General features: G+C 31.7%; 11 protein-coding genes and 1 tRNA gene. 6 read left to right on the forward strand and 6 right to left on the reverse strand.

Annotated features, from left to right (window positions below; translation table 11 throughout):
- Nucleotides 1-8: 8 nt before the first annotated feature.
- The 3 genes from JOP69_RS09895 to JOP69_RS09905 all read right to left on the reverse strand — a co-directional run bounded on the left by JOP69_RS09895 (nt 9) and on the right by JOP69_RS09905 (nt 5,067).
- The gene (locus tag JOP69_RS09895) at nt 9-2,048 is read right to left on the reverse strand and encodes a transketolase (protein WP_203394789.1); all 2,040 of its coding nucleotides are present in this window, start codon (nt 2,046-2,048) and stop codon (nt 9-11) included.
- Between the two features lie 67 nt (nt 2,049-2,115).
- The gene (gene xylA / locus JOP69_RS09900; RefSeq protein ID WP_215602577.1) at nt 2,116-3,432 is read right to left on the reverse strand and encodes a xylose isomerase; all 1,317 of its coding nucleotides are present in this window, start codon (nt 3,430-3,432) and stop codon (nt 2,116-2,118) included.
- A 150-nt stretch (nt 3,433-3,582) separates the two neighbouring features.
- A complete protein-coding gene (locus tag JOP69_RS09905) occupies nt 3,583-5,067 on the reverse strand; it encodes a xylulokinase (protein ID WP_203394322.1) in 1,485 nt (494 codons plus the stop codon).
- A 643-nt stretch (nt 5,068-5,710) separates the two neighbouring features.
- Between JOP69_RS09905 and JOP69_RS09910 the strand changes: the two genes are divergently transcribed.
- Nucleotides 5,711-6,052, forward strand: a complete 342-nt coding sequence (locus JOP69_RS09910) for a transposase (RefSeq protein ID WP_203394321.1) — start codon at nt 5,711-5,713, stop codon at nt 6,050-6,052.
- A 10-nt stretch (nt 6,053-6,062) separates the two neighbouring features.
- A complete protein-coding gene (locus tag JOP69_RS09915; RefSeq protein ID WP_252191102.1) occupies nt 6,063-7,031 on the forward strand; it encodes a transposase in 969 nt (322 codons plus the stop codon).
- A 244-nt stretch (nt 7,032-7,275) separates the two neighbouring features.
- Here JOP69_RS09915 and JOP69_RS09920 read toward each other — a convergent pair.
- Nucleotides 7,276-7,348, reverse strand: a tRNA-Met gene (locus tag JOP69_RS09920).
- A 181-nt stretch (nt 7,349-7,529) separates the two neighbouring features.
- Between JOP69_RS09920 and era the strand changes: the two genes are divergently transcribed.
- Nucleotides 7,530-8,414 carry a GTPase Era gene (gene era, locus JOP69_RS09925; RefSeq protein ID WP_203394320.1) on the forward strand — a complete coding sequence of 295 codons (885 nt, stop codon included), beginning with the start codon at nt 7,530-7,532 and terminating at the stop codon, nt 8,412-8,414.
- 102 nt (nt 8,415-8,516) lie between these two features.
- Here the strand turns inward: era and JOP69_RS09930 are convergent, their stop codons facing one another.
- Nucleotides 8,517-9,026 carry a GTP-binding protein gene (locus JOP69_RS09930; RefSeq protein ID WP_203394319.1) on the reverse strand — a complete coding sequence of 170 codons (510 nt, stop codon included), beginning with the start codon at nt 9,024-9,026 and terminating at the stop codon, nt 8,517-8,519.
- 183 nt (nt 9,027-9,209) lie between these two features.
- Between JOP69_RS09930 and JOP69_RS09935 the strand changes: the two genes are divergently transcribed.
- From JOP69_RS09935 to JOP69_RS09945, 3 genes are all read left to right on the forward strand, one after another.
- The gene (locus JOP69_RS09935; RefSeq protein ID WP_203394318.1) at nt 9,210-10,721 is read left to right on the forward strand and encodes a choice-of-anchor I family protein; all 1,512 of its coding nucleotides are present in this window, start codon (nt 9,210-9,212) and stop codon (nt 10,719-10,721) included.
- Between the two features lie 127 nt (nt 10,722-10,848).
- The gene (der, locus tag JOP69_RS09940) at nt 10,849-12,159 is read left to right on the forward strand and encodes a ribosome biogenesis GTPase Der (RefSeq protein ID WP_203394317.1); all 1,311 of its coding nucleotides are present in this window, start codon (nt 10,849-10,851) and stop codon (nt 12,157-12,159) included.
- 77 nt (nt 12,160-12,236) lie between these two features.
- Complete coding sequence (locus JOP69_RS09945; protein WP_203394316.1) at nt 12,237-14,624, forward strand: GAF domain-containing protein; 2,388 nt, start codon at nt 12,237-12,239, stop codon at nt 14,622-14,624.
- 93 nt (nt 14,625-14,717) lie between these two features.
- Here the strand turns inward: JOP69_RS09945 and JOP69_RS09950 are convergent, their stop codons facing one another.
- Nucleotides 14,718-15,914, reverse strand: a complete 1,197-nt coding sequence (locus JOP69_RS09950) for a Pycsar system effector family protein (RefSeq protein ID WP_203394315.1) — start codon at nt 15,912-15,914, stop codon at nt 14,718-14,720.
- Between the last annotated feature and the right edge of the window lies 1 nt (nt 15,915).

Below are 15,915 nucleotides of genomic sequence, written 5' to 3' on the forward strand. Positions count from 1 at the left end.
CTTTAATTTTATACTGTTTTTAAATATGCTAATACTTGTTGACTTACTTTTTCTCCGGTAAATCCAAATTTTTCGTCTAATACGGTTGCTGGCGCTGAATAGCCAAAATGGTCTAATCCAAACACTTTACCTGCATCTCCAACCAAACCCTCTAAGTTTACTGGTAAACCTGCTGTTAAGCCGAATAATGGTTTGTTTTTAGGAATAACACTTTGTTGATATTCTTTAGATTGTAATCTAAAAACTCCTTCAGAAATTACCGAAGCAATGTTTACTTTTAAGCCATTTTTAGCTTCTAAAATTTCTGCTGCAGCTACTAAAGTTGCTACTTCTGAACCATTTGCAACTAAAACAACATCTGGATTTGCTACTTCTTTTACCAAATAACCTCCTTTTTCAGAAGCTAATGCTTCTTGATATCTTGATGATGCTCCTTTTGTTGGTAAATCTTTAATTCCTTGTCTAGATAAAATTAAACCTGTTGGTGTGTTTTTATTTTCTAACGCCATTTTCCAAGCAACGCTTGTTTCTGCAGAATCTGCAGGACGTAAAGCCATGAAACTAGGATTTCCGCTATGGTTTTTCAATTTTTCTAACAATCTAATTTGCGCTTCTTGCTCTACAGGTTGATGCGTTGGTCCGTCTTCTCCAACTCTAAAAGCATCATGTGTCCACACATATTTTACACCTAATTCTTGAATTCCACTCAAACGAATTGCTGGTTTCATATAGTCTGAAAACACAAAGAAAGTTGCCACTACAGGAATAATTCCTCCGTGTAATGCAATTCCGTTTGCAATACAAGACATCGTTAATTCTGCAACACCTGCTTGTAAAAAGGATCCTGAAAAATCACCTTTTTTAAGTGCATGTGTTTTCTTTAAGAATCCATCTGTTTTGTCTGAATTTGATAAATCTGCAGAAGAAACAATCATGTTTTCTACCTTTTCTGCTAAATATCCTAAAACTCCGGAAGAAGCGGCTCTTGTTGCTAAGCCCGCTTTATGTTCAATTCCTTCAAAATCTAATTCTGGTAATTCTCCTGATAAAAAGAAATCTAATTTTGTTGCTAATTCAGGGTTTGCTTCTCTCCAAATAGAAATATCTGCTTTTTTATCTCTTGCTTCTACTATTTTTCTATCTAATAAATCTTTGTAAAAAACACTTACGTCTTCATAAATATCAAAAGGATTTTCTGGATTTGCACCTAAATGTAACAAGGTTTTTGTGTAATCTGCTCCTGTTGCTCCAATTGGCTGACCGTGTAATTCACATTCACCTTCAAAAGTTTTATCATCTGCAGTAACACAACCTTTACCCATTATTGTTTTTCCAATAATAAGTGTTGGTTTTTCTGTTTCGGCATTTGCATCTTTTAAGGCTTTTCTTATTTCATCATGGTTATGACCATCAATAGTAACAACATTCCAACCCCAAGCTTTATACTTCATCTCCGTATCTTCCGAAGTAACCTCATCTGTAGGTGTAGATAATTGAATGTCATTAGAATCATAGAACATGATAAAATTACTTAGGCCTAAATGCCCTGCAATTCTTCCTGCTCCTTGAGAAATTTCTTCTTGAACTCCACCATCAGAAATAAAACCATAAATTTTATGATCCATCCAATTTCCAAAACGTGCTTTTAAAAAGTTTGCTGCAATTGCTGCACCCACACCCATAGTATGTCCTTGTCCTAAAGGTCCTGAGGTATTTTCAATTCCTCTTTTTACATCCACTTCTGGGTGACCAGGAGTGATTGAACCCCATTGTCTAAAGTTGGCAACATCGTCTTTTTCATAGTTCCCTAAAAGATAATATTGTGCGTACATTAAGGTTGATAAATGCCCTGCATCCATAAAGAAACGATCTCTAAAAGCCCAAGTCATATCTGAAGGGTCAAAATTAAAGAATTCTGAATATAAGATGTGCATAAAATCTGCACCTCCCATTGGTCCTCCTGGATGTCCAGAATTTGCTTTTTCTACCATGGCAACACATAATGCTCTAATATTATCTGCTGATTGTTGGTCTATTTTTTTGTTCATTTTTTTCAAAATTTAATTCTATAAAAAAACCTTCCAGATTTTTAAATCTGAAAGGTTTTTTTTTATTTTAGATATATTGATTGATAATATTCTCAAACAACTCTTGTTTACCACTTTGTAATGTTAATTCTCCATTTTCTTGAGCAATGTTATATAGGTCTTTTAATTCTAATTTCCCTGCTTCAAAATCTTTTCCTTTTCCGCCATCAAAAGAGCTGTATCTTTTTTCTCTTAGTGAATTATACGAAGAAGATTGTAAAATCTTATCTGCAGTAATTAATGCTCTAGCAAATGTATCTGCTCCTCCAATATGTGCATGGAAAACATCGTCCATATCTGTTGAGTTTCTTCTGATTTTTGCATCAAAATTAACTCCACCTCCTTGTAAACCTCCTGCTTGTAAGAAAACTAGCATTGCTTCTGTTGCTTCTTGAACGTTGTTTGGAAATTGATCTGTATCCCAACCATTTTGGTAATCTCCTCTGTTTGCATCGATACTTCCTAGCATTCCTGCTTTGGCTGCAACTGCCATTTCGTGTTGCATAGTATGTTGTGCTAAAGTAGCGTGGTTTACTTCAATATTCAATTTAAAATCTTTGTCTAAACCGTATTCTTTTAAGAAACCAATTGCTGTAGCTGAATCAAAATCATATTGATGTTTCATTGGCTCCATTGGTTTTGGTTCAATAAAGAACGTTCCTTTAAAACCTTGTGCTCTTGCATAATCTCTTGCCATGGTTAAGAATTGACCCATGTGGTCTAATTCACGTCCCATATCTGTGTTTAATAAAGACATGTAACCTTCTCTTCCTCCCCAAAAAACGTAATTTTCTCCACCTAATTTAATGGTTGCATCTATCGCCAATTTTACTTGACCACCAGCTCTTGCAACAACATCAAAATCTGGATTGGTAGAAGCTCCATTCATGTAACGTGGATTTGAAAAACAGTTAGCTGTTCCCCATAATAATTTTACGCCACTTTCTGCTTTTTTTCCTTTAATGTAATCTGTAATGGTATCTAATCTTTTTTCTGATTCTGCAAAGGTTGCGCCTTCTTGCACTAAATCGGCATCATGAAAACAGAAATAATCAAAACCCATTTTGTTAATAAACTCAAAAGCGGCATCTGCTTTGTCTTTTGCTGCTTGAATTGGGTCTGCTGCCTGATCCCATGCAAAATTTTGTGTTCCTGGTCCGAAAGGATCTCCACCTTGTCCGCAGAATGTATGCCAGTATGCAATAGCGAATTTAAAATGCTCACGCATTGTTTTTCCTGCAACTACCTGATCTGGGTTGTAGTATTTAAATGCTAACGGATTGTCTGATTCTTTACCTTCGAATTGAATTTTGTTGATTCCTTTAAAATATTCTTTACTTGCCATTTTAAAATTGTTTAATTGTTTATGTGTTTAATCGTGTAATTGTATTCTATACTGCTTTTGCGTTAGGGATTGCAGTGGAAATCCTTTTTTTGAGGTACGAATAAAAAGATTGGAATGAAAAGCCCGACCTTTTTAGGGAACGCCCAAATACTATTTATTTAATACGAGTTCTAATTCTTTTTTCCAATTATTATAAGCTTCTTGATATGGTTTTTTATCTTTAAAAGGCATAAATGTCATTACGTGATCATTGTCCATAATTGCTTTTCCAAAAGCTTCAAAATCGCCTTTATGTAAATCTGCCGCTCTCGCTGCTCCAATAGCACCTGTTGTATTATAGATTTCTATTTCTTGTTCTATTAAAGTGGCCACTGTATTTGCAAAAATTTCTGAACGAAATAAGTTATCATTACCCGCTCTAATAACACTAGGTTTAATTCCGTCTGATTTTAGAATCTCCATTCCGTACACAAAAGAGAACGCAATACCTTCTAGGGCTGCTCTACATAAATGTCCTATATGGTGATTGTTAAGGTTCATGTTTACAATACGAGTCCCAATTTCTTTATTATTCAACATTCTTTCAGCTCCATTTCCAAAAGGAATTAAGCAAACACCATCTGAACCTACTGGAATTTCGGAAGCCAAATTATTCATCTCTTCATAAGAATCCACTGCCAAGTTATTTAGTAGCCATCTGTATTGAATTCCGGCTCCATTGATACACAATAATTTACCAATTCTTGGGGCTGCTCCTTTTTGATAATTTACGTGCGCAAAATTATTTACTCTTGAGCTTTCTTTGGCTGATAAACTATCGGTAACGGCATATACCACTCCTGATGTTCCTCCTGTTGCCGCAACTTCTCCAGGATTAAATACGTTTAAAGACAAGGCATTATTAGGTTGATCTCCTGCTCTATAATAAATTGGAGTTCCTGCAGCAATACCACTTTCTGCTTCTCCTTTATCATCTACTAAAGATTGAATTCCGAAGGTGTCTACAATATCTGGCACTAAAGATTTGTCAATTCCATAATATTCTAAAAGAAAATCCGCAATGGTATCGTTCTTAAAATCCCAAAAGATTCCTTCTGATAATCCTGAAATAGTAGTATTTATTTTGTTTGAAAATTTATAAGCTACATAATCTCCGGGTAACATAAATTTATGAATCTGACTGTAAATCTCCGGCTCATTTTCTTTAACCCATTTTAATTTTGATGCGGTAAAATTGGCTGGAGAGTTTAATAAATTGGAAGCACATTTTTCTTCGCCTATTTCATCAAAAGCTTTATTACCTGTTTCTACAGCTCTACTATCGCACCAAATAATACTTTTACGAAGCGGATTTCCCTTTTTATCAACCAACACCAAACCATGCATTTGATATGAAATACCGATTCCTTTTATTTGGGTTCTACTTATATTGTATTCTTTTTTCAGCTTCGTGATTGCGTTACAAATATGTAGCCACCAATCGTTTGGTTTTTGTTCTGCCCATCCATTTTTTTGAGCAAACATGCCCATTTCTTCTTTTGGTTCTTGTACAACTCCTAAACTTTTTCCTGTTACTACTTCTACTAAAGCCGCTTTTATAGAAGAACTCCCAATGTCTAATCCTAAATAATACAAACCTTCTTGTTTTAAGTTAAAAAAAATGGCTTAACACAGTTTATAATTCTGAAGCCTTTTATCGAGTAATAAAATTACTTTTAAACACAATAAGCTACTAACAAAAAACGTGCATGATGTATTATAGAATATGCAAATGTCCCTATTAATAAAGAGAAATTTCAGATTATCTCTTATAATAGACAGGAAGTAGATTAAAAAATCAGAAAAACTAAAACGATTATTTAGGTGAACTTTACACCCTTAATAATTCAATTTTCTATTGATTTTATGAGCAACGAAATGCTCTCTTATTTCATTCCTTTCAATGAAAATACTTTTAGGCTTTTCTGCTATAAATTTAGTAGATCTTTTAGCCTTCTAGATCAAGAATAAAACCTAGGGAGAATATTCTCTTGGAAAAAAAGTAATTAGATTTTGAATACAGAATTAACCGGTTATTTATTGCCCGAAGGGCTATTAGAATATTTTGATATTGTAGCAGATAATACTACCTATAATTAAACTCACTTCTATTTAGACAGTAAAAAACATAGTTCCAAAAAAATGCCACTGTTAAATAGAATTAATTAAAGTCAAAGTTCTTCGGATCAAGAATAATTGTTGGGGAGAATCTTATCTTTGGAAAAAAAGTAATTAGATTTTGAATACAGAATTAGCCCGTTATTTGTTGCCCGAAGGGCTATTAGAATATTTTGATATTGTAGCAGATATTACCACTGATAATCAAACCCACTTCTATTTAGAAGAAAAAAACATGCTTCCACAAGAATACCGTTCTGAAATAGCACAATCAAAAGGTTTCTTATCTGAAATAACCATAGAAGATTTCCCCCTTCGAGGCAAACCGGTACTACTCCATATAAAAAGAAGACGTTGGACACTTATTGATACCGGTAAAATCATAAAAAGAGATTGGAATTTAGTAGCTAAAGGCACTCGTATAACTAAGGAGTTTGCCTCTTTTTTAAAAGAACTCTCTTAATAATCATGCTGTGAGCTCTAAGCGCTTTGGAGATTACTACAGAATTAACAGTAAAACCTTACAACATCAATACAAAAACCATCTAAGTGATTTCAATGATTGGACTCAAAAAGACCACGCAGAAAATTGGTTACTATACCCAAAGAATTTAGGTAAATATTTAAGCTTAGATGAGACCTCTCTATCCAATGGTGAGCTTTATACTATTTTAACCAATAAAAATGCCAACGGTAAAAAAGGAAGTATAGTCGCTATTGTAAAGGGTACCAAAGCTCAGGATGTCATTGATGTGATTCATAAAATTTCAAGAGAAAGACAAAACATGGTTAAAGAAGTTACTGTAGATATGGCTGGAAATATGAATTTAATTGCTAAAATATGTTTCACGAAAACAGACATTGTAACTGATAGATTTCATGTTCAAAAACTAGCCTCAGAAGCGGTGCAAGAAGAACGTATTCGTTTAAGATGGGAAATCATAGATCAGGAAAATAAAGCAATATCAGAAGCTCAAAAAACAGATAAACACTATCAACCAGAACTTCTTAGAAACGGAGATACTCATAGACAGTTGCTCGCTAGAAGTAGGTATTTATTATTTAAATCCAAAACTAAGTGGACACCAAGACAAATTGAAAGAGCAGAAATACTATTTCAGTTATATCCAACCATTGAGAAAGCATATAATCTCTCACAGGGATTAAGATATATTTTTGAAACAAATTCAGATAAAAATGTAGCTAGATTAAAATTAGCACATTGGTATGATAAGGTACATAAATCAGAATTTAAATCCTTCAACACCATAGCTAAATCTATACAAATACATTATGATGCAATACTAAACTACTTTAATAATAGAAGTACAAATGCTTCTGCTGAATCTTTTAATGCTAAAATAAAGGAATTTAGAACACAATTTAGAGGTGTAAGAGATGTCAAATTCTTCCTCTATAGACTAACTAAATTATATGCATAATTTTTAACGCTCCCCAGAAATAATGTTTGATCCAAAACCTTTCTTCTGCTGTTTTACTTAAAAACTTTTTGTGTTGATGCGTCCAGTCCAATATCTTTTTTAGAGATGCTTTGAAAATAATTTAACTTAAAACCAAATGCAAGTATTTATTAGCGGCAGTAATTCAGTTTTGAAAATCAACTAATTCTGTACCTATTGTAATAAAAAAAGGCTTCACATTTCTGTGAAGCCTTGCTATACTTAGTAGCGGGAACTGGACTCGAACCAGTGACCTTCGGGTTATGAGCCCGACGAGCTACCTACTGCTCTATCCCGCGTTGTAATTTCAAAAATAACTTCTTAGCTTTTAACTTTCGACTCATAAACTCGACCCGTTATTTCCGGGTGCAAATATACGACTTATTTAAAGTACTGACCAAATTATTTTAGATCTTTTTTTTAATTATTTTTTAATACACTAAATTCTAATCAAATATAAAAAGGAATTACCTTTGCATCATGACGCATAAAGCAGGTTTTGTAAATATTATCGGAAATCCTAACGTAGGTAAATCAACATTGATGAATGCCTTAGTAGGTGAAAAATTATCTATTATCACATCTAAAGCACAGACAACGAGGCATAGAATCTTAGGAATAGTAAATGAAGACGACTTTCAAATAGTCTTTTCAGATACTCCTGGTATTCTAAAACCTGCCTACGAACTGCAATCTTCTATGATGGATTTTGTAAAATCTGCCTTCGAAGACGCAGATATACTAATCTATATGGTAGAAATTGGCGAGAAAGAATTAAAAAATGAAGCTTTCTTTAAAAGAATCATCCATAGTGAAATTCCTGTTATTTTATTATTGAATAAGATTGATAAGTCTTCGCAAGATGAAGTTGAAGAAAAAATCGAGTACTGGAGAAATAAAGTACCCAATGCAGAAGTCTTTGTAATTTCTGCACTAGAAAAATTTAATGTACCTGCAGTTTTCGAAAAAATAAAAGAATTATTGCCAGAAGGACCAGCCTTTTATCCGAAAGACCAATTAACGGACAAACCAGAACGTTTCTTTGTAAATGAAAAAATTAGAGAAAAAATTCTAATGCATTACAAAAAAGAAATTCCATATTCTGTAGAAGTAGAAACAGAAGAATTTACAGAAGAAGAAAACATTGTAAGAATTCGTTCTATTATAATGGTAGAAAGAGAAACTCAGAAAGGTATTATTATTGGTCATAAAGGATCTGCCCTAAAACGTGTTGGTGCTGAGGCAAGAAAAGATTTAGAAAAATTCTTTGAGAAAAAAGTCTTTATAGAATTGTATGTAAAAGTCAACAAAAACTGGCGTAGCGATAAAACGCAATTAAAACGATTTGGATATAATCAAAGTTAATAAAAGAACACTCCTTTATATAGCATAAAGATTGCTATTAAAATTATCATTCCCGCTACTTATATTCTACTTTAATAAGTAACGGGAATTTAAACTAATTTTTTATTGCTCAATAATAGTTATTAATAAATCGTGTAATTCTTTCATCTGACCTTTTCCGGTTTCTTTCCCTATACTTCCTAAAAAGTACAACAATAACCATATTAAAGGAAGCGCCACCAAAATTGCAATAGGAAAGATTAAACTTTCTCCTAAACGATGTTTTACATAAGCAAAAACTGCAAAACCTAAAAACAACGTTGCCACCACAAAATGGACAAACATAAAAAGAGTCCAAACTTGTGGTTTTGGACCAAATAATCCTTTTAACGTAGACGAATTTTCATCAACCTCTTCTACCTCAAAATGCAATTGAGGCGACCAAAAATGACTCTTCTTTACTGGAATATCAATAAAAACATGTCTTTCTGCTACTCTACTTCTATATATACAAGCATCACTTTTTAGATACGTTGTAATTCTTTGTAGTAATTCATCAGGATTCTCTTTTATATCAATAGAAAATCTTGGACGTAAAAAAAAATCACTATTTCTTTTTTCTTGAACATTCATTAGTTTGGTATTATTTTTTAAATGTAATCAAAAATTACGTTTTGTTAACAAATCAATCAAATTTCACCTAATAAACAACCTATTTCTTTACAAATAGACTAAAACACTAATATTTACTTATAATTAGCTTAACATTAATTTCAATATTTGGAAGCATTTTTGCACAAAAATAAAAACCAAATAATGAAAATTTTACAAAAACTTATTTTAGTAACTTTATTATCAATAATAGTAAGTTGCCAAAATAATTCAGAACCAAATTTATCACCCGTAGACACGTCTGTTAATTTTACACATAAAACGACTATAAATGTAGGTGGCGAAGGTGCTTCAGAAATTACTGCCTTTGATAAAGTATCAAAAAAACTTTTTACTGTTAATGTAGAATCGGATGAGATTTCTGTAAACAACATTAGTAATTTAAGCGCACCGATAAGAGAAACATCTATAGATTTAAGTTCTTATGGTTCTCCAAACAGTGTTGCCATTTCCGAAGGAAAATTAGCGGTTGCTGTAGAAGATCACATAAAACAAAATCCTGGAAAAGTATTAGTTTTCAGTACTGCAGATAACTCTTTATTAAACCAATATACAGTTGGTGCTTTGCCAGATATGGTTAAGTTTTCTCCTGACGGAAAAACAATTGTTTCTGCAAATGAAGGAGAGCCTAGTGATGATTACACAAACGATCCGGAAGGAAGTGTAAGTATCATTAATTTAGAAAACAATACCGTAACTACTTTAGGATTTACTAGTTTTAACAATCAAGAAGCAGCTTTAGAAAGTAAAGGATTTAGAGTTTTTGGCCCTGGCGCAGACTTGGCTAAAGACGTAGAACCAGAATATGTTGCTATCTCAGAAGATTCTAAAACCGCTTGGGTTTCGTTACAAGAAAACAACGGAATTGCAAAAATAAATCTTCAAACAAAAACCATAGAAGAAATTTATCCCTTAGGTTATAAAGATTATTCTTTAGCAAACAATTCTATAGATGCAAGTGATAAAGATGATGTTACAGAACTAAAAAACTGGCCAGTAAAAGGTATTTATATGCCAGATGCAATTGTGTCAGTAAAAATTAATGGTGCAGAGTATGTGATTTCTGCAAACGAAGGAGATTCTAGAGACTATGATGGTTTTAGCGAAGAAGTTAGAATGGATGATTTAGTTTTAGATGAAACCGTTTTTCCTGCATCTAATGATTATTTAAACAAAATAAATTTAGGTAGATTAAAAACGACTACCACTTTAGGAGATGCAAATAATGATGGTAAAGTAGAAGAATTATTTAGTTATGGAGCCCGTTCTTTTAGTATTTGGTCTGCAAACGGAAGTTTAGTATATGATAGTGGAAATAGCATTGCAACAGAAACTTTAGCCCAAACTCCAGATAGATTTAATGATGGTGATAAAAGAAGTGATGATAAAGGAGCAGAACCAGAAAGCGTAGAAGTATTAAACCTTGGCAACCAACGTTACATTTTATTTGTAGGTTTAGAAAGAAACGATCAAGTTTTAGTCTATGACATTACCAACCCAACGGCTCCTCAATTCTTACAAATCCTTTCTCATTCTGGTGATGAAGCTCCAGAAGGATTGTTAGTTATTTCTGCAGATGATAGCCCTACAGGTAAAGATTTATTAGTAGTTTCTAATGAAGATAGTGGTACTATAACTATTTTTGAAAACAACTAATTACCAATTAATTTTTAAAAAATTAAACCAGCAAAGCAATTTGCTGGTTTTTGCTGTTTTAAAGACTTTGTTTTTAGCATCTTTCTTACAACCTTAAATTGTATCTTTGCAAAAATTTTCAATAGAGATGAACAGTATTGTTGCCATTGTAGGAAGACCAAATGTAGGAAAGTCAACGCTTTTTAATAGATTGGTGCAAAGAAGAGAAGCCATTGTAGATTCTGTAAGCGGAGTTACAAGAGATAGACATTATGGAAAATCTGACTGGAATGGAAAAGAATTTTCTGTGATAGACACTGGTGGATATATTACGGGTTCTGATGATATCTTTGAAGGTGAAATTAGAAAACAAGTAAATCTTGCCATAGAAGAAGCAGATTTAATTGTTTTTGTAGTAAATGTAGAAGACGGAATTACACCTATGGATGCGGAAGTTGCGAAACTTTTACGCAAGGTTAAAAAACCAATTTTTACGGTAGTTAATAAAGTAGATAATGCAATGCGTGAACCAGACGCTATAGAATTCTATAACTTAGGTTTAGGAGAATACTATACAATTGCTTCTATTAATGGAAGTGGAACTGGAGAATTATTAGATGCGTTAGCAGAAAAAATGCCAGCTCCAGAAGAAGTAGATTTAGAAGAAGTAGCTTTACCAAGATTTGCTGTTGTTGGAAGACCTAACGCAGGAAAATCATCTTTTATAAACGCTTTAATTGGTCAAGATAGAAATATTGTAACCAATATCGCGGGTACAACAAGAGATTCAATTGATACAAAATACAATCGTTTTGGTTTCGATTTTAATTTAGTAGATACTGCCGGGATTCGTAAAAAATCTCGTGTAAAAGAAGATTTAGAATTTTATTCTGTAATGCGTGCAGTACGTACCATAGAATATTCTGATGTGATTGTTTTAGTGGTCGATGCTACTCGTGGTTTTGAAGGTCAGGATCAAAATATATTTTGGTTGGCAGAGAAAAACAGAAAAGGGATTGTTATCTTAATTAACAAATGGGATTTAGTTGAGAAAGAAACCAACACCATGCGAGATTTTGAAGCTATGGTTAGAAAACAAATTGAACCATTTACAGACGTGCCAATTGTATTTATTTCTGCTTTAACAAAACAACGTTTGTTTAAAGCAATAGAAACAGCTGTAGAAGTTTTTCAAAAAAGAAAGACTAAAATACAAACAAGTAAGTTTAATGAAACAATGTTAGAGATTATTAAAACATCTCCACCTCCTGCCATAAAAGGAAAGTTTGTTAAAATTAAATATTGTTTACAATTGCCTACACAAACACCACAATTTGTATTTTTCTGTAACCTACCGCAATATGTAAAAGATTCGTACAGACGTTTTCTTGAAAACAAATTAAGAGACATTTACGATTTTTCTGGAGTACCAATTACTATATATTTTAGACAGAAATAGAAATATACTGTAACTTTTGTTACCTTTATACGTCTAATTGATTAGTAATATTGTAATATATTTTTCTTTTATAAGGCATGAAAATTATTAAATCGAGGTTAGTTTCTGAAACTGAATTACCATTACAACTAAACGTATCTTTTAACAAGGTTTTTAATTTGTTTAAAAAGTATGCGGATATAGAATATGCAAAACATCCGTACCATAGTTCTGCTAAAGAAATGGTACAACTTATTAACAAGCATCCAGAATTAAAGGATGGTTTTTCAGACTATACTTTATTAGAAAAATATAAAGAGCAAATAGACTTACTACTAAACCCTTTATTTCCAGAACCTTTATTGTTAAATGAAATAAAAGCAGCAAGTATTCCTTTCTCTTTTACTTCTTTTAAATTTACAGATCGTTTTGAAAAAATTATTAAGAATGCAGGTGAAAATTTCGAATTAAATGTTCGTAATTTTGAGGATGGCGGTATGTATATTATGGCATGTACATTTATTTTAAGCTACGTTTATGATTTTAATGTAGATGTAAAAAGACCCTTTTATTTTGACATCCCAGACAATACAACCGGAACAATAAAATATTACAGAACTACTTTTAATGCAGATTTTTCTGAAGTTAAAGCTACAGAAAATGCACCAAAAATAACAAAACAAGATTTTAAAGAATTACTTAATAATTTTGATAATATAGACTTATGGAAAGAAAAATTCCCTCCAAATAGCTATATTTTTAAAGGCTTTGGTATTATTAGTTTGTTCGATGTTACTTCCGAAGAAATGCTTTCATCAATAAAAGCAAATCTATTAGAAGGTGGGCAAGATTTAATACCAAAACTACAAAGCAACTTAAGAGATTTTTATAGTATAAAAGATTTAAAGCTAGGCTATTCTTTTTTTGACAATATTAATACCAAAGTTTGTGAAACTAAGGTAAATAAATCTCACAGTTTAATATTAAATCATAGTTCAGAAATTAATTGTGATTCAGGTTACTTTTGCAACACAATAATGCAAAAAGTTTTTAAAAACCATGAAACTTTTATTATTTCTGATGTAGCCGATTATGGAGTAAAAACAAATCATAATCTTTTTTCTAAGAACCTTCAAGAAAATGGAATTCAGAGTATTATACTAATTCCCATCAAAGCGACAGACAATGGAGATTTAGCATTGTTAGAAATTGCATCTCCAAGAGCCTACGATTTAAACTCTGTAAACATCAATAAATTAAAGGATATTATTCCTGTTTTTGAAGCTGCTGTAAAAAGAACTTCAGAAGAGCGTCAGAATGTTTTAGAAGCTACTATCCAAGAGAACTATACCTCTATACATAGTTCTGTAAAATGGCGTTTTTATGAAGCTGCAGAAAAATACCATGCAGAAAGACAAACAAATAGAGACGCAAAATTAGATCAAATTGTGTTTAATAACGTATATCCATTGTTTGGTCAAAGTGATATTAAAGGATCTTCTATTGCTAGAAATAAAGCAATTCAAGAAGATTTAACCACGCAACTAACCTTAGCAATTACGGTACTAAAAGACGCTTGTAAAACAGAAAAATTACCCATTTATAATGAGTTAATGTTTAGAGTAGCATCTTATTTAAACGATGTGAAAAAAGGTTTAAATGCTGGTGATGAAGTAAGTATTTTAGATTTTTTAAGTAGAGAAATATACCCTGTTTTTAATCATATTAATAATATTAGTACAGAACTTTCTCAGAAAGTAAGTGTATATATGAATCGTTTAGATAAAAACCTAAAGGTGGTTTATGAGAAAAGAAAAGAGTACGAAAACAGTGTAACCCTCTTAAATGATAAATTAGCTCAGTTCTTAGACAACAAACAAAAGCAAGCACAAGAGATGTTTCCTCATTATTTTGAGCGATACAAAACAGATGGTGTAGAGTACAATATGTATATTGGACAATCTATAACAAAGAGTAAAACTTTTGACGATTTGTACCTGTACAACCTTCGTTTATGGCAATTGCAAACTACTTATGAAATGGAAAATATAGCATTTTATGAGCGTAAAAACATGAAACATGATTTACAAGTTGCATCTTTAATTCTGGTACATAGCAACGCAATGGCTATCAAATTTAGAATGGATGAAAAGCAGTTTGATGTAGATGGTGCTTACAATATTAGATACGAAATTATTAAAAAGCGAATTGACAAAGCAAACCTAAAAGGAACAAACGATCGTTTAACGGTTCCTGGAAAAATTGCCATTGTATATTCTCAAGATAAAGATGCACTAGAGTACATTAAATACATCAACTATTTACAATCTAAAAATCAGTTAGGTAAAATAGAATTTTTAGAATTAGAAGATTTGCAAGGTGCCTCCGGATTAAAAGCATTACGTGTAGAAGTTAAATATCAAAAAGATTTTAACCAAAACAAAACAATTACTTTTAATGATTTAATTAAAGAAATAGAAGCTTAATTTTAACACGATAAGACATTTTATACATTTGAAACAATTGTAATAAAACGTCTTATTTTCCATTATTTTCTGACATAAAATTAAACAATAACACTATGCTGCTTGCATTTTAAAAGAAATGGCAAATGCAATTACAGTTACTATAATACCTGTCATAAAAACAGCATACGTAATTCTTAAAATTTTATATTTTCTATTTAAAACAAGTCCTAAAAAGTATAAATCTTTCGTTAAAGAACTATACAAATACTCTCTATCTTGCATCATCTCTTGAATTCCCCATTCAAAATCGGGCAATTTCATTTGATGAAAATTTCCAAAAAACAAAAGATTTACTTTCTTATTAGCAACATCTTCTTTGGTAAACTTACCTCTTGTTACATTTGGTCTTGTCGCTAAAATAGACAATACAATAGAAACCACTGTAAAAAGAACAAATATAATAGTAGGTATAATTAAATAACTGTTAGATGGTTTATCTAATTTTGGTATTAAATTAGACATTGCTAAAGAAATAATAATAGCATTTACAGAAAGTAAAATATTGGCTTTTGTATCTGCAATATTACTTAACGTCATATGGTTTTTTAAAGCAACTCTAAACATCGTTTCCACGCCTCTTTCGGGCACTTCACTTTTATTTTTTTTAATTTTTAAAGCCTCTTTTTTCTGTTTAAACTTTACTAAATCGTCTTTTACTTTATGTTGTTTTTTTAATAATTTTGATAGATTTTTCTCTTTTCCTTTACTCCATTTTTTTAATGCATAGGCTGTATAATAACGATGTCCTTGAGTTAAAAAATCGACATTTAATGTAATCCATTTTGTATCCGAAAACTTCTTATTTTCTATATTTTCCCATTCTTTTCTTAACAACTCTAATTTGTCTTCAAAACCTTTACTGCCTAAATGAGCACAATCTGCATCCATCATAATTCGCTCTAAATCATTATCAGGTTTATACCCCATTTTAGTAGCTAATATCAGCTTAGAAATCACCCTTACCCTTTCTGCTTCAATATTTTTATCTTTTAAAAAGTGTGTAAGAATTTTCACACTTTCTTCTTCATGATTTGTAGCTCCTTTTATAAAACCAGTATCATGAAACAATGCTGCAAGTTGTAAATTCTCTTTAGAAACTTCATCAACCTCTAAGTTTTCTGCAAGCTCTATCGCATAAGCAACAACATTTTGCGTATGTGTAATATTATGATACACATAAGCAGCATCTAACTCTTTGTTTAATAAATTAAAAACGTGCTTTTCTGCAGCAACAATTAATGTTTTCATT

This window comes from Polaribacter sp. Q13 (assembly GCF_016858305.2).
In the GTDB taxonomy this organism is placed as follows: Bacteria; Bacteroidota; Bacteroidia; order Flavobacteriales; family Flavobacteriaceae; genus Polaribacter.